The 23,196-nt window shown below is 64.2% G+C and carries 22 protein-coding genes; 13 read left to right on the top strand and 9 right to left on the bottom strand.

Annotated elements, in window-relative coordinates; translation table 11 throughout:
- Window positions 1–80: 80 nt before the first annotated feature.
- The 4 genes from ACS0VV_RS02775 to ACS0VV_RS02760 all read right to left on the bottom strand — a co-directional run bounded on the left by ACS0VV_RS02775 (window position 81) and on the right by ACS0VV_RS02760 (window position 2,823).
- Complete coding sequence (locus ACS0VV_RS02775; protein WP_483531208.1) at window positions 81–875, bottom strand: esterase/lipase family protein; 795 nt, start codon at window positions 873–875, stop codon at window positions 81–83.
- A 48-nt stretch (window positions 876–923) separates the two neighbouring features.
- Window positions 924–1,538, bottom strand: coding sequence for a DUF3617 domain-containing protein (locus ACS0VV_RS02770; RefSeq protein ID WP_483531207.1), 615 nt, complete (start codon window positions 1,536–1,538; stop codon window positions 924–926).
- A gap of 28 nt (window positions 1,539–1,566) precedes the next feature.
- On the bottom strand, window positions 1,567–2,112 hold the full coding sequence (locus ACS0VV_RS02765) for a DUF3617 domain-containing protein (RefSeq protein ID WP_483531206.1): 546 nt from the start codon (window positions 2,110–2,112) through the stop codon (window positions 1,567–1,569).
- A 150-nt stretch (window positions 2,113–2,262) separates the two neighbouring features.
- Window positions 2,263–2,823, bottom strand: coding sequence for a DUF3617 domain-containing protein (locus ACS0VV_RS02760; protein ID WP_483531205.1), 561 nt, complete (start codon window positions 2,821–2,823; stop codon window positions 2,263–2,265).
- Window positions 2,824–2,907: 84 nt separating this feature from the next.
- Here ACS0VV_RS02760 and uvrB point away from each other — a divergent pair, with 84 nt between their 5' ends.
- The 4 genes from uvrB to ACS0VV_RS02740 all read left to right on the top strand — a co-directional run bounded on the left by uvrB (window position 2,908) and on the right by ACS0VV_RS02740 (window position 6,363).
- The gene (uvrB, locus tag ACS0VV_RS02755) at window positions 2,908–5,094 is read left to right on the top strand and encodes an excinuclease ABC subunit UvrB (protein WP_483531204.1); all 2,187 of its coding nucleotides are present in this window, start codon (window positions 2,908–2,910) and stop codon (window positions 5,092–5,094) included.
- Between the two features lie 108 nt (window positions 5,095–5,202).
- A complete protein-coding gene (locus ACS0VV_RS02750) occupies window positions 5,203–5,484 on the top strand; it encodes a type II toxin-antitoxin system RelE/ParE family toxin (protein ID WP_483531203.1) in 282 nt (93 codons plus the stop codon).
- Entirely contained in the window at window positions 5,459–5,776 is a 318-nt protein-coding gene (locus tag ACS0VV_RS02745) for a HigA family addiction module antitoxin (protein ID WP_483531202.1), read from the top strand. Before ACS0VV_RS02750 ends, ACS0VV_RS02745 begins: the two co-directional genes overlap by 26 nt.
- Before the next feature lie 8 nt (window positions 5,777–5,784).
- Window positions 5,785–6,363 carry a hypothetical protein gene (locus ACS0VV_RS02740; RefSeq protein ID WP_483531201.1) on the top strand — a complete coding sequence of 193 codons (579 nt, stop codon included), beginning with the start codon at window positions 5,785–5,787 and terminating at the stop codon, window positions 6,361–6,363.
- Here the strand turns inward: ACS0VV_RS02740 and ACS0VV_RS02735 are convergent.
- Window positions 6,360–8,360, bottom strand: a complete 2,001-nt coding sequence (locus ACS0VV_RS02735) for a protein-disulfide reductase DsbD family protein (RefSeq protein WP_483531200.1) — start codon at window positions 8,358–8,360, stop codon at window positions 6,360–6,362. The two genes, ACS0VV_RS02740 and ACS0VV_RS02735, sit on opposite strands and share 4 nt — an antisense overlap.
- 54 nt (window positions 8,361–8,414) lie before the next feature.
- On the opposite strand from ACS0VV_RS02735, the gene ACS0VV_RS02730 reads away from it, so the two are divergent.
- Entirely contained in the window at window positions 8,415–9,629 is a 1,215-nt protein-coding gene (locus tag ACS0VV_RS02730; RefSeq protein ID WP_483531199.1) for an FAD-dependent monooxygenase, read from the top strand.
- 3 nt (window positions 9,630–9,632) lie between these two features.
- Here the strand turns inward: ACS0VV_RS02730 and ACS0VV_RS02725 are convergent, their stop codons facing one another.
- Genes ACS0VV_RS02725 through hemC form a run of 3 tightly spaced genes read right to left on the bottom strand, consistent with a single transcriptional unit; the run spans window position 9,633 to window position 12,244 of the window.
- A complete protein-coding gene (locus tag ACS0VV_RS02725; RefSeq protein ID WP_483531198.1) occupies window positions 9,633–10,592 on the bottom strand; it encodes a hypothetical protein in 960 nt (319 codons plus the stop codon).
- A 54-nt stretch (window positions 10,593–10,646) separates the two neighbouring features.
- Complete coding sequence (locus ACS0VV_RS02720) at window positions 10,647–11,318, bottom strand: uroporphyrinogen-III synthase (RefSeq protein WP_483531197.1); 672 nt, start codon at window positions 11,316–11,318, stop codon at window positions 10,647–10,649.
- Window positions 11,315–12,244, bottom strand: a complete 930-nt coding sequence (hemC, locus tag ACS0VV_RS02715) for a hydroxymethylbilane synthase (RefSeq protein ID WP_483531196.1) — start codon at window positions 12,242–12,244, stop codon at window positions 11,315–11,317. The genes ACS0VV_RS02720 and hemC overlap by 4 nt, the downstream gene beginning before the upstream one ends.
- A gap of 44 nt (window positions 12,245–12,288) precedes the next feature.
- On the opposite strand from hemC, the gene tsaD reads away from it, so the two are divergent.
- The 8 genes from tsaD (at window position 12,289) to ACS0VV_RS02675 (ending at window position 21,984) form a co-directional block, all read left to right on the top strand.
- On the top strand, window positions 12,289–13,434 hold the full coding sequence (gene tsaD, locus ACS0VV_RS02710; protein ID WP_483531195.1) for a tRNA (adenosine(37)-N6)-threonylcarbamoyltransferase complex transferase subunit TsaD: 1,146 nt from the start codon (window positions 12,289–12,291) through the stop codon (window positions 13,432–13,434).
- Window positions 13,431–14,414, top strand: a complete 984-nt coding sequence (locus tag ACS0VV_RS02705; RefSeq protein ID WP_483531194.1) for an NAD(P)H-dependent glycerol-3-phosphate dehydrogenase — start codon at window positions 13,431–13,433, stop codon at window positions 14,412–14,414. Before tsaD ends, ACS0VV_RS02705 begins: the two co-directional genes overlap by 4 nt.
- Window positions 14,411–15,958 carry a lipopolysaccharide biosynthesis protein gene (locus ACS0VV_RS02700; protein WP_483531193.1) on the top strand — a complete coding sequence of 516 codons (1,548 nt, stop codon included), beginning with the start codon at window positions 14,411–14,413 and terminating at the stop codon, window positions 15,956–15,958. Before ACS0VV_RS02705 ends, ACS0VV_RS02700 begins: the two co-directional genes overlap by 4 nt.
- 68 nt (window positions 15,959–16,026) lie before the next feature.
- On the top strand, window positions 16,027–17,766 hold the full coding sequence (locus ACS0VV_RS02695; protein ID WP_483531192.1) for a vWA domain-containing protein: 1,740 nt from the start codon (window positions 16,027–16,029) through the stop codon (window positions 17,764–17,766).
- A gap of 20 nt (window positions 17,767–17,786) precedes the next feature.
- Window positions 17,787–18,554: an OmpA family protein gene (locus tag ACS0VV_RS02690; RefSeq protein ID WP_483531191.1), complete on the top strand. Its 768-nt coding sequence runs from the start codon at window positions 17,787–17,789 to the stop codon at window positions 18,552–18,554.
- A gap of 167 nt (window positions 18,555–18,721) precedes the next feature.
- Window positions 18,722–19,324, top strand: a complete 603-nt coding sequence (locus tag ACS0VV_RS02685) for a helix-hairpin-helix domain-containing protein (RefSeq protein WP_483531190.1) — start codon at window positions 18,722–18,724, stop codon at window positions 19,322–19,324.
- Window positions 19,325–19,425: 101 nt separating this feature from the next.
- Window positions 19,426–20,610 carry an acyl-CoA dehydrogenase gene (locus ACS0VV_RS02680; RefSeq protein WP_483531189.1) on the top strand — a complete coding sequence of 395 codons (1,185 nt, stop codon included), beginning with the start codon at window positions 19,426–19,428 and terminating at the stop codon, window positions 20,608–20,610.
- Window positions 20,611–20,763: 153 nt separating this feature from the next.
- Complete coding sequence (locus tag ACS0VV_RS02675) at window positions 20,764–21,984, top strand: OmpA family protein (RefSeq protein WP_483531188.1); 1,221 nt, start codon at window positions 20,764–20,766, stop codon at window positions 21,982–21,984.
- Window positions 21,985–22,075: 91 nt separating this feature from the next.
- On the opposite strand, the gene ACS0VV_RS02670 is transcribed toward ACS0VV_RS02675, so the two are convergent.
- A complete protein-coding gene (locus ACS0VV_RS02670; protein ID WP_483531187.1) occupies window positions 22,076–23,191 on the bottom strand; it encodes a CaiB/BaiF CoA transferase family protein in 1,116 nt (371 codons plus the stop codon).
- Window positions 23,192–23,196: the final 5 nt, after the last annotated feature.

Below are 23,196 nucleotides of genomic sequence, written 5' to 3'. Positions count from 1 at the left end.
GCTGCCCGTGCACTTCATTGTGCAGTGCGATATGGGTATCATGACACCGCGCAGACACAAGGCCTAACTTCGGGGGTAGATCAGGGCTTGGCGGGGTCGAGCTCTTGCAGCAGCGCGGCGATGCATTCGGGGGCATCGGGGAAGGTCAGATGCGAACAGCGCAGCGCCACCGCGCGGTCCCGCTCGCCCGGCAGGCCGCAAGCGGCGCGGCGCGAGATCACCCCGTCGCGCGGGCTCCAGAACGCCACCGTCTCGACCGGCGGCTTGATATGCGTATCGGCGGGAATGGGCGGCGCTTCAACGGGATGGCCAGCCACAAACTGGTATGGTCGCCACATATTGTTCGAATAGGGCGAATGGCTGAAAGGCGATCCCATGGTGATGACCTTGTCGACGCATTCGGGCACCTGCTTGGCGACTTCGCGGGCGAACACGCCCCCGAGGCTCCAGCCGATCATCACCACTTTCTGTCCGTAACGCGCCTCGCATTCGCGCACGCGGTCGGACAAGATGTCGATCGTTTGCGCCGTGGGGCCGAGATTGTGCCCTAGGCCCCAGCGCTTGGTCTTGTGTCCGGCGCGCTCCAGTTGCTGCGCCATATAGCGCATCCGTTCAGGCCCGGTGCCGAAGCCGGGCAGGATCACCGCAATGCGCGTCTGGCTGGCTTTTTCGACCGGTAACGGCCTGCGCATCAGGTTTCCCAGCGGGTTGAGCAGATGCAGCGCCTCGACCGCGAAATAGCGCAGCGGCGGGGTATGCGCCTCTTCCGGCTGGGTGCCGCGCAGCAGGCTCAGCCGGTAACGCAGCGCCGAGGCGAAATTGTCCGCCGCTTGGCGGGATGGCTCATCGCCGACGGGAGGGTGCGCGCTGGGCATTTGTTACAGATATGCGAAACGCGCCTAATCGCAAGTGAACGGAGCGGTCTACTCGCTCCACGCCTCTTCGATATCGGGCTCCAGCGCACCGGGCGGCAGATCGGAGCATTCGCCGATACGTTCGAGCACCATGCGCATTTCCATGTCGAACTGGCCGCTGCCGTTGCCTTTCATTTGCAAGGCCATCAGCGCGTCCATGCCGGTTTCATTGGCATCACCGCTGATCCGCATCCGCATTTGCGAACCGGATGGATCACGGCAGATCAGCGCGGCGGAGAAGCTCTCGCCATCGATCCGCACCGGCGCAGCGCTGCAATCGCTGCCATCCTCGCGCATTTCGCCAAGCCAGTCGAACCGCTCGACCTCGCCCCCCACGCAGAAATATTCGGTGTCGACCTCGGCTTCTTCGCCCATCAGGTCGCCCATATCCATCTGGTCCTTGCCGCCCATGTCGCCAAGGCCGGAAAGGGAGAAGCGCTCCATCGCCACGGTAAAGCGATAGCCGCCCGGCAGCGGGTCGGTCTCGAGGAAGTCGGGCCAGGGGAACGGCTCATCGGCTGCGCCGTTGGAAGGGACTTCCATCATCTCCGCTTGCTGCGCGAGCAATACCGCGGGAAGCCCGACAAGCACGCCGGTGGCAAGGAACAAGGCCGCGCGCTTCATGCCGCGGCCCCCTCTAATCGCACAGTCGTTACTGCACCTGGCCGCAGCCCTCGCCGGTCGCTTCGGCCAGCACGCGGAAGCGCACCGTGCCCTCGCCCGCAGCAGTCGGCACCGTGGCGGTCATGCGCAGATCGGCGCTGTCCGCATCCGCCGTGCCCGCCACTTCGACGCGGCCATTCAAGCCTTCGGGTGCCGAGCAGTTCATCACGCCTTCCAGCGCGTCGCCATTCGCGGTGAACCGGGACAAGCTGCATTCTGCCTCCACCATTTCGCTCAGCCACGCATCGCGCGCCATGCCATCGGTGATACAATACAGATACGGCGCACCAGCGCCAGTTTCAAATTCGGCGCGCGCTTCGGCGATGCTCGCATCGGACAGGCCCGGCGCATCGAATTCAATGAGCTCGGTGCGCACCGAATATTCGCCTGCGCCCGGCTGCACGCCATTATCCTCGATCACCGCAGCGACTTCATCGGGGGAAAGCGCTTCGTCGCTGACGGCCTCGTCAGCATCGCCGCTGCAGGCAGCAAGCGCGAAGGCGGCAAGCACGGGAAGAGCGAAAGTCGAGCGCATGGTGTGATCCTCACAAATGTGCGGCGCGGTGAAACGCCGGATATTGCAAGGAGACTTACAGGCAGCAAAAGGCCGCGACAATCGCCGCGGCCCTGCGTTTACTACGTTTGTCAGCCCGCGTCCCGATATGGAGCAGGCAGGGGCAAAGCGTTAACCCGCTGCCGCCTCGGCCTCGCAATCGCCGGTGCGCTGCGACTGGGTGCGGATGACCATGCGCATGGTACGGCCTTCCTCGGGGCTTTCCATATTCATCGTCATCGTAACGTCGGACGAGGTTTCGGTCATCGTTCCGGCCACTTGCACATTGCCCGATTCACCCGCGTCGCCGGCGCAGACCATATTCGCTTCGAAATTGCCGCCATTGACGGTGAAGTTTTCCATCTCGCATTCATCGGGCAGGTCGTTCATCGTGGCGAGGAAATCCTGCACCCCGCCCTCGGTGTCTTCAGCTGTGCGGCAAACCTGCGTTTCCTGCGTCGATCCGGGCTGGAAAATCGCGTTCATCATTTCCTGCTCTTCAGGCGTGCCACCGGTCATTTCGACTTCGACAAGCTCGGCGGTGTCGGTGTACATCCCCGGCTGCGGGGTCGGCAGGCTTTCGGTTGCGGCAGCAATCTGTTCGGGATCACTGGGATCCTCCACTGTGGTTTCGCCGCTGCACGCAGCCAGCGCCAGTGCCGAAGTGGCGGCAAGAACAAGTGAAAAACGCATCAAATTTCCCTCCAATAGTGTTCGCGCCATGCTGACCGTTTGTCCGCGCTTGAGCAAGCCTGTTTGTGTAGCCATATGTCCGGCATGGCAGAATTGGTAATCAGGCGCGGGCTCGAAGAGCCGGACACGAGCGGAGCGTTCACTCCGCACAGGCCGGCGCGGCCCGAGAAATCGGACGACCAGAAGCCGTTCAAACTCGTATCCGACTATGAACCCGCCGGTGACCAGCCGACCGCGATTGCCGAACTGGTGGAAAGCGCAAGGGATGGCGAGAAGACGCAGGTGCTGCTGGGCGTCACCGGCAGCGGCAAGACCTTCACCATGGCCAAGGTTATCGAAACCTTGCAGCGCCCCGCGCTGATTCTTGCTCCCAACAAGATCCTCGCCGCGCAGCTTTACGGCGAGTTCAAGAGCTTCTTCCCCGAAAACGCGGTCGAATATTTCGTCAGCTATTACGATTATTACCAGCCCGAAGCCTACGTCCCTCGCAGCGACACCTATATCGAGAAGGAATCCTCGGTAAACGAGGCGATTGACCGGATGCGCCACTCGGCCACCCGCGCGCTGCTCGAACGTGACGATGTGCTGATCGTCGCCTCGGTGTCCTGCCTCTACGGCATCGGTTCGGTCGAGACCTATTCGGCGATGGTGTTCGACATCAAGCGTGACCAGACGGTCGACCAGCGCGAGCTGATCCGCAAGCTCGTTGCGCTGCAATACAAGCGCAATGACACCGCCTTTGCGCGCGGTTGCTTCCGTGTGCGCGGCGACAATCTGGAGCTGTTCCCCAGCCACCTCGAAGACACCGCATGGCGCATCAGCTTTTTCGGCGACGAGATCGAGGAAATCGCCGAGTTTGATCCGCTCACCGGCAAGAAGGGCGAGGCGCTGGACAAGGTACGCGTCTACGCCAACTCGCACTACGTCACGCCCGGCCCGACGATGAAGCAGGCCGCCGAGGCGATCAAATTCGAGCTGACCGAGCGGCTGAAGGAACTGCACGAGGAAGGCCGCTTGCTGGAAGCGCAGCGGCTCGAACAGCGCACCAATTTCGACCTTGAGATGATCGCTGCGACCGGAAGCTGCAACGGGATCGAGAACTATTCGCGCTTCCTCACCGGCCGCCTTCCCGGCGAGCCACCTCCGACCCTGTTCGAATATCTGCCCGAAAACGCGCTGTTGTTCGTCGATGAAAGCCACCAGACAGTGCCGCAGATCGGCGCGATGGCGCGCGGAGACCACCGGCGCAAGCTGACGCTGGCCGAATACGGGTTCCGCCTGCCCTCCTGCATCGACAATCGCCCGCTGCGCTTCAACGAATGGGACGCGATGCGCCCGCAAACCTTCGCCGTCTCCGCCACGCCCGGCAAATGGGAAATGGAGCAAACCGGCGGCGTCTTCGCCGAACAGGTGATCCGCCCCACCGGGCTGATCGACCCGCCGGTCGAGGTCAAACCGGTGGAGGACCAGGTGCAGGATTGCATCGCCGAAGCCAAGGCGACCGCCGCCAAGGGATACCGCACGCTCGTCACCACGCTGACCAAGCGGATGGCCGAAGACCTTACCGAGTTCATGCACGAACAGGGCGTGCGCGTGCGCTATATGCATTCCGACGTCGAGACATTGGAACGCATCGAGCTGATCCGCGACCTGCGCCTCGGCGTCTACGACGTGCTGATTGGCATCAACCTGCTACGCGAGGGGTTGGACATTCCCGAATGCGGGCTGGTCGCCATTCTGGATGCGGACAAGGAAGGCTTCCTGCGCTCCGAAACCTCGCTGATCCAGACCATCGGCCGCGCCGCGCGCAATGTCGATGGCCGCGTGATCCTCTATGCCGACCGGATAACCGGCAGCATGGAACGCGCCATGGCCGAAACCGACCGCCGCCGCGAAAAGCAGCGCGCGTTCAACGAAGAACACGGCATAACCCCCACCACCATCAAACGCGCGATCGCCGACATCGTCGCCCACACCGCGTCGCAGGATGGCGTGCTGGTGGATACCGGCGATGACGAGCGCAACAATCTGGTCGGCCACAATCTGCGCTCGTATATCGAGGACTTGGAAAAACGGATGCGCGCCGCCGCCGCCGATCTGGAGTTCGAAGAGGCTGGTAGGTTGCGCGATGAAATCCGGCGGCTGGAAGCAGACGAGCTGGGCATTCCGGACGGCGAGAAGAAAGCGCCGCTGGTCGGGCGGAGCAATGAAGGGAAGCCGGGGACGCGGAAGCTGAGGTATGGACGGACGGCGCGGAAGATGGGTAAATAATTGCTAATAAACGATTTTATTTTTTTGTGTGGGGAAAACTATTTAGCCTAGCTTGCATAAGACGTCACCATGCACTCACTGATTCGCTGCATTCGATAAGAGGCAGCGATGATCCTAACCTTCAGCAGCGCAGAAGCAGAGCGTATCTGGAACGGCAAGCGCAGCCGGAAGCTGCCTGCCGATATCCAGCAACGCGCGCTAGCGAGGCTCAACATGATCGATGCTGCCGAAACTCTCGATGATCTCAAGCTGCCGCCGAGTAACCGTCTGCACCAGCTTGCTGGCGACCGTGCCGGACAGCATTCGGTTTCAATTAATATGAAATGGCGTATATGTTTCGTCTGGAAAGACGGAAATGCTTACGATGTCGAAATCGTCGACTACCACTAACCCCGACTGGCTCCACATTCCCCATGCGGGAGAAATGCTGGTGTCGGAATTCATGGAGCCGCTGCAGCTCGACACTCCCGCTTTGGCCAAAGCTATCGCGGTTGAACCGGCGCGTTTGCAAGCCATGATAGATGGCAGCGCGCGTGTCGACGGCGAACTTGACCTGCGTCTCGCGCGCTATTTTGGAATGTCGGAAGGGTTCTTCCTCCGCCTCCAGACCAGTGCAGAACTCCGCACCGCCAAGCGCGCGCTCAATGGCGATCTGGAAAAAATCGTCCCCCGCGCCGCCTGATCCGCTCCTTGCGCACCCTGTCGCCCGCCCTTGTCCTGCTGCTCGCCGCGTGCGGATCGGCCGATGACGCGCCGGAAGGCGAAGCTACGCGGATCGTGTTTGACGCGGTCGAGCCGCCGCAGGCGCGTGCTTTTCCTTCGCCCGATACCTCACAAGCCTTCTGGCGGGTCGCGCCTAGCGGGCAGGCGGTCGATTTCGGCAATGAGGGGCAGCCGCCGCTGCTCACCCTCGCCTGCGATCTGGCGGACGATAGCGCGCCGCAAATCGTCATCATCCGCCATGCCGAAGCGCTGCCGGGGCAGGAGGCACTGTTCCCCTTTGTCGGCAACGGGATGAGCCGCCGCTTTCTCGCCGACACGGTGTTGGTCGATGGCGAATGGCGCTGGGAAGCACGGCTGCCCGCGGCCAGCACGCAGCTCGAAATTTTCGAAGGCCCGCGCGAGATGAGCGCCACCCTGCCCGGTCGCGGGACACTGGAAATGCGCGGGAGCCGGATACCGGGCGAATTCCTCGCCTGGTGCCGCGCGGGTGGCGAATTGCCGGAGGTTGAAGAGGACGAGACCGAGGGGAGCGAAGAGGCGAGCTAGCCTTCCTCCGCCAGCTCCACCAACGCATCGGGCGTCAGCACTTGGGGCAATTGCTCGCCCTCGCCGCCGGCCGGATACCAGATATAGAGCGGCACGCCCGCCGCGCCCCATTCTTCCAGATAGCGCGTGATAGCCGGGTCGGCGCGGGTCCAGTCGCCGCGCATCGCCACCACTCCTGCTGCCTCGAACGCCGCGCGGGTCGCCTCGCGTTCGATCGCCACGCTTTCATTGACCTTGCAGGTGACGCACCAGTCGGCGGTGAGCCAGACGAATACCGGCGCCCCGCTCGCCCGCGCTTCGGCCAGAGCCTCGGCGCTATAGGGCACCGGATCGAGCACGCTTTCGACTTCGAGCACCGATGTGTCATCCACGCGGAAGGGCAGCATGACGAGGAAATAGGCAGGGATCGCGAGCAGCAGCGCCTTCATCACCGGACGCGCTCTGCCGAAGGTCGCGAACAGAACAGCCAGCGTCACGCCTGCACCCAGCGCGCTGAAGGCGAAGTGCAGTCCGCCCAGCCGCCATGCGAGCCAGAGGAGCGCCAATGCGGTGAGCGCCATCGGCACCGCCATCACCTTGCGGAAGGTCGCCATCCACGGCCCCGGCTTGGGGAGGCGATTGCGCAAGGCGGGCACAAAGCCGAGCAGCAGGAAGGGCAGAGCAAGGCCAAGGCCGAGCGCGCCGAACAGCAGCATGGCTTGCGGTGCGGGGAGCAGCAGCGCGGCTCCCAAAGCGGCGGCCATAAAGGGGCCGGTGCACGGGGTTGCCGCGACCGCAGCGAGCAAGCCGGTGGCAAAGGCTCCTCCCCCGCCGCGAGACCGGATCGGGAGGTTGGGAATCTCGAACAGACCCGCGAAATTGGCAGTGATCAGCACCGCCAGCACCAGCAGCGCGGCGACCACCAGCGGCTGTTGCAGCTGGAACGCCCAACCCACCTGCTCGCCTGCCGCGCGCAGGGCCAGCATCAGCGCGCCCAGCGCCAGACACGCGAGCACCACGCCCGCCGTATAGGCAAGCCCCTCTCGTTTAGCCTCCGCCTCGCTGCCCCCCGCGCGCGCCAGTGTCAGCGCCTTGAGGCTCAGGATCGGGAAGACGCAGGGCATCAGATTGAGCAGCAATCCGCCGAGCAGCGCGCCGCCCAGCAGCAGCCAGAACGGGCTATCCGCCATCGTCCCGCCAATCGGCGTGCCGCCGCTCGGCACTTCGCCGGGGACAGCTTCGAAGCGAACCCCCTCGCCCGGCGCACCGAAAGCGAGAATGCCCGAAAGCCCCTCCGGCTCGCCGCGAAGCGCGCTGCGGGCGATTTCGACCACGATTTCGTCACCGGCGCGAAAGAAACGTTGCGGCGCGGCGTAATCGACCGTGTCAATCTCCGCGATGAAGACGTGCGGATCGGTCAGCTCCAGCGCCTCGGGCAAGGGGATGGCGATGCGCACGACATCGCTGCTGAAGGCAAAGCGCGCGGAGCTGTCGATCTGCGGGGGAATGGCGGCGCGGGCAGCATCGAAATCGGCGCGCAGAGCCTCGCCCGCCTGCGGGAAGCGCAGCGTAAGCGTGGCGGTTTCGGGCACGCACAATTCGTCCGAACAGGCGAGCCAGCGGGCGTTGAGGGTGATCGGTGCCAGCCCCGCAACATCCGCGCCTTCGGGCACAGCCAGCGGCACCAGCACCGTGTACGGCGCCTTGTAGGCGTGGTTCACAATGCCGAACAATTGCAGCACTTCGGGCACCGGATAATCGGGCTCGCCCGCTTCCCAACCGTCGGGCAATTGCCAGTCGAGCTGCATTCCCAGCCCCGCCTCGCCCGGATTCGCCCAGTAACCGTGCCACCCCTCTTGCGGGCGGAAACGCAGCGCGACGGTCAGCGTCTCGCCGGGAACAGGCGCGCTTTCGGCCACCAGATCGGCGGCAATATAATTCTCCTGCGTCTGACCCTGCGCCCACGCGCCTGCGGGAGCTGCCAACAGCAGCACCGCAGCGAGCATACGCAGCGCCATTAGGCCAAAGGATACTATTGCCTGCATCGGGCCAGACACCTAGGTGCACAAGTGATGAGCGACAAGCGAGAACTCCTGATCCTTGGCGGCGGACTGGTCGGCATGACCCTCGCCCTCGCCGCTGCCCGCAAGGGCATTTCCAGCCATGTGGTCGACCGCGCCGATCCGGCAGAGCTGCTGGCGGAAGGCTTCGACGGACGCGCCTCGGCGATTTCGACCGCGAGCTGGAACCTCTTCACCAATATCGGGATCGCCGGTGCGCTGGAGCCATTTGGCTGCAAGATCGAAAGCATCGCGGTCACCGATGGGATGCGCCCCGGCCGGATCGATTTTACGCCCGAAGAGCATGAAGGCACGCTCGGCCGGATGTTTGCGAACCGGCAATTGCGCCTTGCCCTGTTCGAAGCCGCCAGGGGCGAGCCGCTTATCAACTGGCATTCCAACGCCACTGTGGTGGAGCGGCATCGCGGCGAGCACGGCGTTTCGGCGACGCTCGCCGATGGCACCGTGCTGGAGGCGAGCCTGCTGGTCGGTGCGGAGGGACGCGGTTCCCCCACGCGCGAGGAAGCGGGCTTCACCATGGCGCATTGGGATTACAGCCACCGCGCGATCATTGTCGGGCTGACGCACAGCAAGCCGCATGATGGTGTCGCGTGGGAGATTTTCTATCCCGATGGGCCCTTCGCGCTGCTCCCGCTGCTCGACGACGATCAGGGCCGCCACCGCTCGGCACTGGTGTGGACGGTGGACGAGAAGGATGCGGCGGGCGTGCTCGCGCTCGGCCCGCGCGGATTCCATCACGAGGTGGAAAAGCGGATGCACGGCGTGCTCGGCAATATCACCATTGAAGGCGAGCGGTCCTCCTATCCGCTGGGTTTCCAGCACACCGCCAAGATTATCGACCACCGACTGGCGCTGGTGGGCGATGCCGCGCACGGAATGCACCCGATTGCGGGCCAAGGGCTGAACCTTGGCCTGCGCGATGTCGGGACTTTGGTGGAAGTGCTGGCGGAAGGAATGCGGATCGGCCTCGATCCCGGCGATGCGCAATTGCTCGCCCGCTACGAGAAATGGCGCGCGCTCGACTCGCTGATGGTGATGGGCGCCACCGACACGCTGACCCGCCTGTTCGGCATTCCCGGCAAAGCCGCCAGTGCCGTGCGCCGCCTCGGCATGGCGGGCGTGCAACGTACGCCTGCGCTGAAACGCTGGTTTATGGATGAGGCGCGCGGCGTGAGTGGCGAAGTGCCGGAATTGTTGAAGGGGTAGACCCTACCGCCGCTCGTTCCCGGCAGGGCTGCGCTGTTCCACCGCCCGGCCCTCGCCATCGCGCAATTCGCGCGGATCGAGCACTGCCGCCGTCTCCAGCGTCTCCAGCGCCCGCTGCGCCGCCGCGTAGCGTTCAGCATCCTCGATCCAGTCGGCAGCGATCACCGCATTGGGCATATTGCGGATTTCGGAGACTGCCGCCTCGATCCGTCCGCTTTCGAGGAACAGGCGCGCGCGTTCGAGCCGCCTCTCGGCTACCGGTGACGGCGTATCGTCACGGCGGATAATGAAAAGCCCCGACAATTCGCGCCCCAGACGCGTAAACACCCCTTCGTCTGCCGGCGCGGAATCGAGTTCGGGCGCGAGGCCGGACAATTGCGCGATCAGCTGGTCGAGCGTGACGGGATCCTGCGCGGCATTGATGATCGTCTGCACCGCATTGGGGCGATCCTCGCCAAAACGCAGGCGGAGCTGGTCGGCGAGATAGCCCAAGGGCGCACCGCGTTCGATCGCGCGCCGGCTGGCAAAGGCAATCAGCAGCGCCTCTGCCCGCGCGGCGTTGCCAGCGGCAGCCTGCGATTGCAGATCGAGCCGCGTAAGCCGTTGCTCCAGCGCGGCAATCCGGCTGTCGAGCCCCCCTTGCGTTTCCACCACCTGCTCGACCTGCTCGGCGGCCTCGCGCGCTTCCTGCGCGATTTCCTGGGGCGAGGTGGCGGTGGGAGACGGGGTTGCTTCCGGCCCGGTCGCGTCCGGCTCATTGGCAGCATCGACCGGCGCTTGCGTTTCGCTGCGCACCGAGAACACATCGCCCAACCCGTCACTGTTCGAAATGGCCCACATCCCGCCCGCACCCAGCGCCAGCGCCGCGCCTGCGGTGATCGCCAGCGGCTTCAACAAGGATGGCTGCCGCCGCGTTGTCGACGTGGGGAAATCGAAATTCTGCTCCATCGCGTCCTTCTGCATGGCGACCGGTGAGCAACCCCTTAATGGCTCACCATGGGTCTGTCAGAGTTTACATCACTGCCACATCTCTTGCGCCAAGGCCAACAGTGCCGCATCATCGGGCTGTGGAGCGGCACGTACCTGACGCCACCCCTCGCCCGCCGCGTCGGCCACACGCGGGCCGATGCAGGCGAGCGAAATCCGTTCCCTATCGAGCCCGCGCCGCGTGCATTCGCTGGCGAAGTGCCGCGCGGCAGCGGCGGAATGGAGCAAGACCAATGGCTTGGCGGCGCGCAGGCTGACTTCGTCGCTGCCGGTGAGCGGGATGGCGCGCACTTCGTAGACCACGCGTTCGGTGATGCTGATGCCTTGAGGCGGTGTGAGCGCAATATTCTCGGCCCCTGCCAATCGCAGGAGTTTGAGCGGTGGCTGTAAGCTGTCCAGCAAGCCCTGCAAGCCGCCGGAGCCCGTTTCGGCGACGGTGAAGCCCGCTTCTCTCGCCGTTTCCGCCGTCGCTTCACCAACGGCGTAGACCGGCAGGAGCTTGAACTCTTCTAGCGCATCCCCGCTATGGCGGATGGCATTGGCGCTGCCGATCAGCAGGCCGTCAAAACTGTTAGCTGCTGGCGCATCCCAGCGCAAAGGCACCACATCGAACAGGGGCCTGCCGATCACCGCCAGTCCCAGTTCACGCGCGGCGGCGAGCGTCGATTGCAATCCGGGTTCGGGCCGGATGACGAAGATCATGCGGGCGCGTCAAACACGGCGCGGATCGCCGGAGTGGCGCGGGCCAGCAGGTCGCGGCCCAAGGCCTTCGCTGCCTCAAGATCATCGGCAGCAAAACGCGCTTCGCCCTCGACCTTCTCGGCACCGTCGGCGCTGTAAATCGCGGCGCGCATCGTCAGTTCGCAAGCTTCATGCGTGCAAAGGACGGCAATCGGCGAATGGCAATTGCCCCCCAGCGCCAGCAGCAACGCGCGTTCGGCCAGCACTTCAGCCCGGCTCGGCGCATGGTCGAGCGGTGCGAGCCATTCGCGCACTTTCGCATCATCGGCGCGGCATTCGATGGCGATGGCCCCTTGCGACGGCGCGGGCAGCCAGTCGTTTTCATCGAGCGCCACGCCAACCGCATCCTGCCCCAACCGCTCAAGCCCGGCAGAGGCAAGAAAAGTCGCATCCGCCTCTCCCGCTTTCAGCTTGCCCAATCGCGTGGCGACATTGCCGCGAAAGGTGACGACTTTGCAGTCAGGCCGAGCGTGCAGCAGTTGGGCTGCACGACGCGGCGCGCTCGTTCCGACAACGGCGCCCTCGGCCAAATCCGCGATGCTGTCCGCACCAATCAACCTATCCCGTTTGTCCGCGCGCGGCAAAATGGCGGCGAGCGTGAAAATGTCGGGCCGGATCGTTTCGACATCCTTCAGCGAATGCACCGAGGCATCGATCAGCCCTTCCGCCAGCCAGCCGTCGAGCTCTTTGGTCCACAGCGCCTTGCCGCCGATATCGGCCAGCGGGCGATCAAGCACCTTGTCGCCGCTCGCCAGCACTTCAACCAATTCCACCGCGCTTTCGTCCCAACCATGTGCGGCGCAGAGCCGTGCGCGGGTCTCGTGCGCCTGCGCCATGGCGAGCGGGGAATTGCGGGTGCCGAGTTTGAGGAGCGGGGTCTGGGTCATGGGTTTGCTTGCCCTAGCGGCCCCATCGGCTAAGGGGAAGCGCGATGACACTGGTGCTTGGCATAGAAAGCTCGTGCGACGAAACCGCCGCCGCTCTGGTGACGGGAGACAGGCGCATTCTGGCGCAGGCGATTGCCAGCCAAGAGGCCGAACACGCGCCTTATGGCGGAGTCGTGCCGGAAATCGCCGCGCGCGCCCATGCCGAGCGGCTGGCTCCGCTGGTGGACAAGGTTCTGCGCGAGGCGGATGTGACCCTTGCGGATTGCGACGCGATTGCCGCGACCGCCGGGCCGGGGCTGATCGGCGGCGTGATGGTCGGACTGGTCACCGCGAAGGCCTTGGCGATGGCGAGCGATACGCCATTGATGGCGATCAACCATCTGGAAGGCCACGCATTAAGCCCGCGTTTGGCCGATGCCGCGCTCACCTTTCCCTACGCGCTGCTGCTGGTGAGCGGCGGGCATTGCCAGATCTTGCGCGTCGAAGGCGTAGGCAAATACCAGCGCCTCGCCACCACGATCGACGATGCTTTGGGCGAGGCGTTTGACAAGACTGCGAAGATTCTGGGCCTCGGCTATCCGGGCGGGCCTGCGGTAGAGCGGCTGGCGATGCAGGGTGATGCTGCGGCGGTCGACCTGCCGCGCCCGATGAAAGGGAGCAAGGAACCGCATTTCAGTTTCGCCGGGCTGAAAAGTGCGGTGTTGCGGGCGAAAGAAGCGCAGCATCCCAACCCCGCTCATGCTGAGCCTGTCGAAGCATCGTCCTTCACTTCTGATGCGACGCCAGAAGAAAAAGCGATCCTTCGACAAGCTCAGAATGAGCGGCGTTTATTGTATTCCGACGCCGACATCGCCGCATCCTTCCAGCAAGCCGCACTCGATTGCATTCTCGACCGCACCCGCAAGGCGCTGAAAACCATGCAGCCCGTCACCGCACTGGTGGTCGCTGGCGGCGTCGCGGCGAACCAGACGATCCGCAGCGGGCTGGAGCAGCTTGCGCGCGAGCACGGCCTCGCCTTTACCGCCCCGCCGCTCGCTCTGTGCACGGACAATGCCGCGATGATCGCTTGGGCTGGTATCGAGCGGCTGCGCGAAGGATTTCCCGCCGACCCGCTCGATTTGCAAGCGCGCCCGCGATGGCCGCTCGATCCCGATGCGGAAGCCGTGCGCGGAGCAGGAGTTAAGGCATGATTGGAGTCATCGGAGCGGGCGCTTGGGGCACGGCACTGGCGCAGGCGCTGGCGAGCGACGGGCGCGCGGTGAAGCTCTGGGCACTCGAAGACGGGCTGGCCGAACGGATCAATGCGACCCGCCGCAATGATCTTTACCTGCCGTCTGCCGACCTCGCCGCGAGCATCCATGCGACCGGCGATCTGGCCGAGATGGCCGATTGCGACGCGCTGCTGATCGTCACCCCGGCGCAGCATATGGGCACAACGCTGGCGAAGCTCTCCGCCTTCCCCCAAGACCTTGTGCTCTGCGCCAAGGGCATCGAGGCGAGCACCGGACGGATGATGCACGATGTCGCCCACGCGATTGCGCCTGCCAGCGACATTGCCGTCCTCTCCGGCCCCACCTTCGCGCATGAAGTCGCCGCCGGCCTGCCTTGCGCTGTGACGCTCGCATGCAGCGGCGGCGCGGCGCAATGGGAGCGGTTGAGCCCCGCCATCGCGCGTCCGCATTTGCGCCCCTACTACTCGGACGATGTCGTCGGCGCGGAAGTCGGCGGCGCGGTGAAGAATGTGCTCGCGATTGCCTGCGGCGTCGTCGAGGGGCTGCAACTCGGCCAGAACGCCCGCAACGCGCTCATCACCCGCGGCTTTGCCGAAATGCTGCGCTTCGGCGTGGCGCTGGGCGGCAAGGCGGAGACGCTGAACGGGCTGTGCGGTCTGGGCGATCTGGTGCTCACCTGCTCCTCTACCTCCAGCCGCAATTTCTCGCTCGGCAAGGCGCTGGGTGAAGGGATGAGCGCCGAGGAGGCGTTGGCGGATAAGCGCACCGTGGCCGAAGGCGCGCATACCGCGCCGATCCTCGCCACGATTGCGCAGCAGCACGGCGTGCAGATGCCGATTGTCGAAGCGGTCAACCACCTGCTCGCCGGGCGTCCCGCGAAGGATGTGGTGGCCGAACTTCTCGCCCGCCCGCTCAAGGCAGAGGGCCTCACCGCTTGAGCGATAGCCCGAAACACAGCGGCACCTCGGCCGATCATCACGAGGATATGACCGCGCTCGTCAAAGGCGGGCGCACGAACACGCTCGGCTTTCTGCTGCGGCTCTTGGGCGGCATACCGTTCCTCTTCATCGGCTACCGGCTGTATGGCGTGGAGGAAATGGGCCGCTTTGCCTCTGCCGTGGTGGTGGTGGAGCTGTTCGCGCTGATCTGCGCACTCGGCGAAAAGCGCGGGCTCGCGCACCGCCTGACCCACGGGATCGAGGATGATGGCGAGCGGCCCGCCAATATCGTCTTCGACGGCATTCTCGCCTCGCTGGCGATCTCCGCGCTGGTCGTGGCGGTGCTGGTGATGTTCCCCTACCCGATCTTCCCCAACGGGATGAGCGGGCCGTATGACATCCTCATCATCGCCGCGATCCCCGCTTTCGCGCTGACCGAGATCCTGCTCGCCGCGCAGGCGTACAAATTCGACATTGCCACCACGGTGCGCGCCCGCGCCATTGTCGAGCCGTGGACGCGCTCGATCGCGGTGGCGGCGTTCTTCTTTATCCCTGCGCTTAACGATGGTGGGGTGGCGCTGGCCTATCTCGCGGCGGTCTATGCCGCTCTGCTGACCGCCGCCTGGCCCTTCCTCAAAAGCTATGGCCTGCCCAAGGGCTGGCGACCGCGACCCAAATATTTGTGCGGGTTGATGAGCCGCGCTTTCCCGCTCGCGGGAGCCGATGTGATCGAGCGCGGAACGCGGCTGATCGATGTCTTCCTGCTCGGCCTGTTCACCTCCGAAACGGCGGTGGGCATTTATTACTTCGCCAAGGAAATCGCCAGCCTGCCGCAAAAGCTGAAAACCAGTTTTGAGCCGGTGCTGTCCCCCGTTATCACCAAGAATTTGAAGACCGGCAACATGGCCGCGATTGCAAGCCAAGTGCGGCAGGTCGGCTTCTGGATCATCGCGCTGCAATTGGGGATCGCACTGGCACTGGCGATACCGGGGCAGGCGGTGATGGGGCTTGGCGGTCCGGCGATTGTCGGCGGGACGGGCGCGCTGGCGCTGCTGCTGATCGCGGAGGCGGTGGCGAGCATGGCGGTCGTGTCCGAAGGCGTGCTCGTCTACATCGCCAAGAAGCGCAATCTGGCGATTTCCACCGGCGTGATCGCGGTGCAGGCGCTCCTGTCCGTAGGGCTCATCATGCTGGTGGAGCACCTGAAACTCGACGAAGGCTATATGGCGGCGGGCGCAGCGATGGCGCTGCTGCTGGCGCTGGGCCTGTCGAGCGTGGTGAAGGCGCATATGCTCAAGACCCTGCTCAAGGCGCCGGTGGGCAATCTGCGCCTCGCGCTGGTCTGGGCGACGGGCGCGGCGGTGCTGGTGGGTCAAGTGGTAATCCTGCTGCCCGAATGGGTGGAGCTGGCTTTCGGCATTCCCGCGATCCTTGCCACCTATGGCTATGTGATCTGGAAACGCGGCTTTGGCCCGGAAGACAAGATCTTGTTCAAGAAGAGCACCGCGCTGGACATTCCCGCCAATCCGCCGCCAGCTGTCTGAGCCATATTCACAAGCGGTTCACCGCCCGCCCCTGATCTTGCACCGCGAATGCAACGCAGGAGGGACTGATGCGGAGAATTGCAGGAAGCGCGACGGCTGTGGTGCTGGTGATGGCGCTGGCGGGATGCCAGACAGCCGCTGGCGATAGCGAAGAGACGACAAGCTCGGTTCCGCCTCCAGTTGTCGCTCCGGCTCCTCCTCCGCCGCCCGCTCCGCCCCCTCCACCGCCTCCCCTGCCCGCACAGGGTTCCTACGAGAACGCCGATACCATTCTTCTGACAGGCTCGCGGATGCGGGCACCAGAAATGATTGGCGACATTGCTCCCCCCGCCGCCACCGATCCCGACACCGACCCGATCGTTGAACGCGGGCGCTACCACGTCGTCCCCGGCGTGCGCGTGCCGACGCAGCCGAGCCGTGAGCAATATGCTGGCGAGGAAGTCGCGCCCGTTCGCCTTTCGCTTTACGAGCCGGTCAGCACCTTCTCGGTCGATGTCGATACCGGCGCCTATGCCAATGCCCGGCGTTTTCTCAATAGCGGGCAATTGCCGCCAGCCGCCGCCGTGCGGACCGAGGAAATGATCAATTATTTCCGCTATGATTACCCGCTGCCCGAAGACCCGTTGCAGCCTTTCTCGGTCACCACCGATATGGCGGTGACGCCGTGGAATCCGGACACCCGCCTGCTGCGCATTGGCCTGCGCGGATATGATCTGCCGCGCGACGAGCGTCCGCCCGCCAATCTTGTCTTCCTGCTTGATGTTTCGGGCAGCATGGGCAGCGCCGACAAACTGCCGCTGGTGCAGGCCGCGATGCGGCAGCTGGCGGGCGAGTTGCAGGAGCAGGACCGCGTCTCCATCGTCGTCTACGCAGGGGCCGCCGGTCTGGTGTTGGAGCCGACAAATGACGCCGCCGCAATCCGCCGCGCGATCAACAATCTGCAAGCCGGCGGCTCGACCGCCGGGGGAGCAGGCATTCAGCTCGCCTACGATGTCGCGCGTTCCAGCTTTATCGAGGACGGGATCAACCGCGTGATCCTTGCCACCGATGGCGATTTCAATGTTGGCACCACCAGCCGCGATGCGCTGGTCGAGCTGATCGAAAGGGAGCGCGATTCGGGCATTACGCTCACCACGCTGGGCTTCGGCACGGGCAATTTCAACGAAGCGCTGATGGAGCAGATCGCCAATCACGGGAACGGCAATTACGCCTATATCGACAGCGCGATGGAAGCACAGAAAGTGCTGTCCGAAGAGATGGAATCGACCCTCTTCACCATCGCGCATGACGTGAAGATCCAGGTCGAATTCAATCCCGCCCTGGTCTCGCAATACCGCCTCATCGGCTACGAAAACCGCGCGCTGCGCGAAGAGGATTTCGACAATGACGCGGTCGATGCGGGCGAAATCGGGGCGAGCCATCAGGTAACGGCGATTTACGAGATCGTGCCCGCAGGCGCAGACGGCTGGATCCGTCCGCGCCGCTACGCCGACCAGCTCGAAGTGCCGCAGAATATGCTCGACGAAATGGCCTTTGTGCAATTGCGCTACAAATTGCCGGGCGAGGACAGCTCGCGCCTGATCGAACATCCGCTGCCTGCAACCATGCTGACCCGCGCCGGACGCGCGCGGGGCGATATGGCCTTTGCCAGCGCGGTCGCCGCCTATGGCCAATTGCTCCGCGGCGATGCGCTGATGGGCGATTACTCCTTCGCCGATGTGGCCCGGCTGGCGGGCAATCAGGACGGCTTCTGGCGCGAGGAATTCCTGCAACTGGTCGCGCTGGCAGATTCGCTCGACCAACGCTGACTCGACGAATGGTGGGGGGCATGGCTAAGGACAATGCCATGTCCTTTTTCCGCCGCCCGCTTATCGCCATCGCGCTTGGCGCATTCGCCATCTTTGTGCTCGCCCGCTTTGTGGCGGGGGCGAGCGCGGTAGGCTTTGCCGCGCGGCTGGAAGCGCAGGCTCCGGCGGCGATAGCTGCGGCAGGTGGCGGCGAGCAAGTGCGGGCGCGCTATGTCTCGCCCTGGGGCAGCCCCAGCCGCCACCCGATCCTGACGGGTGCAGAAGAGCTCAGCGAACAAGCGCGCGCCGATATCGCGAAGGCGGTTGCGGCCATCCCTGGCACGGCGGGCATACGCTGGGCCGATGGCGACATGATCGCCGAAGGGGGCAGCGCGCAATACCAGCCGCTGCATTGTCAGGAAGACGTGCAGGCATTGCTGCGCGCACGAACGATCCGCTTCGAGGAAAGCTCCAGCAGGCTCGATATCGCGAGTGCCGAACTGATCGACGAGGTGGCGAGCGCGCTGCGCCCGTGTCTCGGCGCGATTATCCAGATCACCGGCCATACCGACAATTCGGGTCCCGAACCGGGCAATATCGCATTGTCGACCGAGCGCGCGGTCGCGGTGCGTGCGGCACTGATCCGGCGCGGCATTCCCGCAGACGGACTGCGTGCGCGCGGTGTCGGCTCGCGGACGCCGGTCGAGGGCCTGCCACCGGGCGATCCGGCCAACCGGCGGATCGAGTTTTCGGTGCTCGCCACGCAGCCGATTGTTCCCACACCGGTCGATACCCCGGCGCCGCGCTGATAGGGTGCGGACACGGTTGCGCAGCCGCCCGCCCTGCCTCTAAAGGACTAACCATGCCGATCTGGATGGAAGTGCTGGTGCTGATGCTGGTCGCTTATGCGATGGGGCTGGGCCTTGGCTGGGTCATCTGGGCGCGCGGCTGACATTCATACAAGCAGGACATGACCATGCCTGAATTGCTCGCAGAATACTGGTATCTGGTGCTCGCCGCCTTTGTGCTGGGCGTGATTATCGCCTGGTGGATTTTCAGCGCGAACCGCAAGACGCGGGTCGAGATCGAAGACAAGCCGGAGGAAACCGGTGGCGCCAAGCGCAACCAGGCGCTGATCGACGCGCCCGCTGCGGTAGTAAGGGACGCGCCTTCATCCTCCCCCGGCCCGCTTTCGGCAACGGCCAATTCGGATAAGGTTGCTGCCGCGCCTGCCGTTGCCGATGCCGAAGCCGGCGCGGCCGTTCCCGCGCGCGAAGCGATTGCGGAAATGGCCCCCGCACCAACGCCTGCGCCGCCGCCCGCACCCACCGCACCGCCAAGCGCAGACGACCTGCGCCGCATCAAAGGGGTCGGGCCGAAGCTCGTCACGCTGCTTGCCGAACAGGGCGTCACCAGCTTCGCCCAGATCGCCGCGTGGAGCGATGCCGATATCGACCGTGTGGATGCAACTCTCGGCCGTTTCGAAGGCCGCATCAGGCGGGATGACTGGGTGGCGCAGGCCAAGCTGCTCGCGGCAGACGATCTGGCGGGATACGAGGCGCGCTTCGGCAAGCTCTGACCGCCTGCAAAGCCGGAACAACAGACCATATCTCGCCCAATATCCCGCCTTGCTCCTGCCGACGGGAAAACCTACAGGCGGTTTCAAAGGAGACTAGTTTTATGGCCGGTATGGTTCCCTTCGATTGGGCCGACCCCTTCAACCTCGACGATCAGCTGACCGAGGAAGAACGCATGGTGCGCGACGCAGCGCACGGCTTTGCGCAGAGCGAGCTGCAGCCGCGTGTCATCGATGCCTATGCTGAAGAAGCCGACACCCCCGAACTGTTCCCGCTGATGGGGCAGGCTGGCCTGCTCGGCGTGACGATCCCGGAGGAATTCGGCGGATCGGGCGCAAGCTATGTCGCCTACGGCCTCGTTGCGCGCGAAATCGAGCGGGTGGACAGCGGATACCGCTCGATGGCGAGCGTGCAGTCGAGCCTCGTGATGTATCCGATCCACGCCTATGGCTCGGACGAACAGCGGCGCAAATATCTGCCCGGCCTTGCCAGCGGCGAGCTGATCGGCTGCTTCGGCCTGACCGAGCCCGATGCCGGTTCCGACCCCGCCGGAATGCGCACCTATGCCAAAAAGGATGGTGACGGCTATTCGATCTCCGGCGCGAAAACGTGGATTTCCAACGCGCCTTTCGCCGATGTCTTCGTCGTCTGGGCGAAGTCCGAAGCGCATGGCGGCAAGGTGCGCGGTTTCGTGCTCGAAAAGGGCATGGCGGGGCTGGAAGCGCCGAAAATCCGCGGCAAGCTCTCTTTGCGCGCCAGCACCACCGGCATGATCCAGATGGACGAGGTGAAGCTGCCCGCCGATGCACTGCTCCCCGATGTCGAAGGCATGAAAGGCCCGTTCGGCTGCCTCAACCGTGCGCGCTACGGCATTTCGTGGGGCAGCATGGGTGCGGCCGAATTCTGCTATCACGCCGCGCGGCAATATGGCCTTGATCGCCACCAGTTCGGTGTGCCGCTCGCCAGCAAGCAGCTCTACCAACTCAAGCTGGCCGATATGGCGAGTGAAATCGCGCTCGGCCTGCAAGGCTCCCTGCGCGTCGGGCGACTGATGGATGAAGGCAAGTTCGCGCCGGAGATGATCAGCGTGGTCAAACGCAACAATGTTGGCAAGGCGCTCGCCATGGCGCGCACCGCGCGCGATATGCATGGCGGCAACGGTATTTCCGGCGAATACCAGGTGATGCGCCATATGGCGAATCTCGAAACCGTGAACACTTATGAAGGCACACATGACGTGCACGCCCTGATTCTTGGGCGGGCGATTACCGGAATCTCCGCTTTCTAGGCTTATTTACCCGACAAAACTGCGACAAATCTGCAACAGTGCGCAAAGTGAACAAAAATTTTACTTCGCAGTTGCGGAACGATAGGGCATTAAGGCGATTGCGATGGTATAGCGCGGCTAAAGACCAGCTGCGTGACAAGTGAAGGAAACATAATGAGGAAACTACTGCTCTCGGCGTCCGTAGTGGCGCTTGCCGTACCGGGTGTTGCCCATGCAGACCCGTATATTGCCATCAGCGGCGGCGTTGCCACTGCTGAAAACGTCACCAACAATGGCGTCACCACGGCAGATATCGATGCCACCACGATCGGCGCTTATCCGGCGATCCCCAGTGGCACCGGCTATTCGTTCGAAACCAATGCCGATCTCGGCTGGAACATCGGCGGCCAGATCGGTTACGCTTTTGACGGCGGTCTGCGCGTCGAACTCGAAGGCAGCTATGTGGCCTACGATCTCGAATATCACCGTGATCTGCGCATCGGCGGTGTGCTCATCGAAGATCCCGATGCCAACATCCTGACCCGCGGCGCCTTCACCGGCACCTCGGTTGGTGAGCTGCTTGCAGACGCAACCGGCGATGTGGAAAGCATCGGCGCGTTCCTCAACATCCTGTATGATTTCGACCTTGGTTCGGTTTCGCCCTATATCGGCGCTGGCGCTGGTATCTACGCGATCGATGTCGACTATGCGCCGGGCGGCGTGGCAATCGTCAACGACGCCGACACCACCTTCGCTTATCAGGGCATCGTCGGCCTGTCGGGCAATCTGGGCGAGAACACCGAACTGTTCGCGGAATACAAGTATCGCCGCCTGTTCGACGAAGCCGCTCTGGACAACATCCTGCTTCCCGCAACGCTGGAAACCGATCCCGTCCAGCACCTCGGCTCGATCGGTATCCGCTTCTTCCTTGGTGGTGACGAGCCCGCTCCGACCCCGCCGCCGATTGTCGAGCGTCCGATCCCCGCTCCGGCCCCGGCACCGGCACCGCGTCCGGTGCAGCCGCCGCAGCCGACGGTTCAGCCGTGCGAAACCGGCCCGTATATCGTGTTCTTCGATTGGGATCAGTCGACGATCACTCCGGAAGCCGCCAACGTGCTCAACAGCGCTGTCAGCGCCTACAGCAACTGCGGCACGGCCCGCGTCATGCTCGCCGGTCACGCTGACCGCTCGGGTTCGGCGCAGTACAACGTTGGCCTCTCGCAGCGTCGTAACGCCGCTGTGCAGCAGTACCTCACCGGTCGCGGCATCCCGGCTGCTCGCATCATGAGCGAAGCCTTCGGCGAATCGCAGAACCGCGTTCCCACCGCAGACGGTGTGCGCGAACTGCAGAACCGCCGCGTGGAAGTGACCTACGGCCCGGGTTCGGGCATGTAATCACTGCCAGCCAATGGCATGAGAAAAGGGCCGGAGGAGCAATCCTCCGGCCTTTTTTCTTTGCACGTTGCGTGCGTTGACGCTGGCCGGATCAGCTGTCCTTCTTTGCTAGAGCGGGCGAGGCTTTGCCCAACGCCAAATCCGCATCCGAAAAACGGATCGGCGTGCGCAGGCCGCGAATGCCCTCCTCCAACTCCGCGACCATGCCGCGCGCTGCAATCTGCGGATCTGCAAGCGCCTGCGCTACCGTGTTGATCGGCCCGGCGGGCACGCCCACGGCCTCCAGCTCTGCCAGCAATTCATCACGCCCCCACTCGGCAATCTGCTGCGATACCGCTGCCGACAGGGTCGAGCGATCATTCACCCGCGCCGCATTTGTGCGCCACTCGCTGCGCAGGGGCAGATCGATCACCGCGCAGAACCGCTCGAACTGCCGGTCATTCCCCACCGCCACGATCAACCAGCCATCCTTGGCCTGAAACGCCTCATAAGGCGCGATATTGGGATGGGCATTGCCCAAACGCTTGGGATCGCGACCGCTCGCCAGATAGTTCATCGCCTGGTTGGCAAGCGTCCCCGTCATCACATCGAACAGCGCCATATCCACCAACTGCCCGCGCCCCGTCACCTCGCGCTGGCGCAGGGCCGCCTGAATGCCGATCACCGCGTAAAGCCCGGTCATGATATCGGCATAGGCAACGCCGATCTTCTGCGGCGCGCCATCGGGCTCGCCGGTCAAATCCATAATCCCGCTCATGCCCTGGATGATAAAGTCATATCCCGCACGCGCGGCATAGGGGCCGTCCTGCCCGAAACCGGTGATAGAGCAATAGACAAGGCGCGGGTTTGCTTCCGCAAGGCTGGCATAGTCGAGCCCGAATTTGGCGAGCCCGCCCACCTTGAAATTCTCGATCACCACATCGGCATCGGCAATCAAAGCCTTTACCCGCGCCAGATCGTCCGCATCGGAAAAGTCGGCGATGATCGAGGATTTGCCCCGGTTGGCGGCGTGGAAATAGGCGGCGTCACTGCTGCCGTCCTCCCGCTCGATAAAGGGCGGCCCCCATTTGCGTGTATCGTCGCCTTCGGGGCTTTCGACCTTGATGACCTGTGCCCCCAGATCGGCGAGCACCTGCCCTGCCCATGGCCCGGCAAGAATGCGCGCAAGTTCGACGACTTTGAGGCCTGCAAGAGGGGCGTCGCGCATGGCGA

It is taken from the genome of Aurantiacibacter sp. KMU-128, from assembly GCF_056933515.1.
Note: the sequence above shows the minus strand (reverse complement) of the source record. Positions and strands in the feature narration are given on the sequence as shown.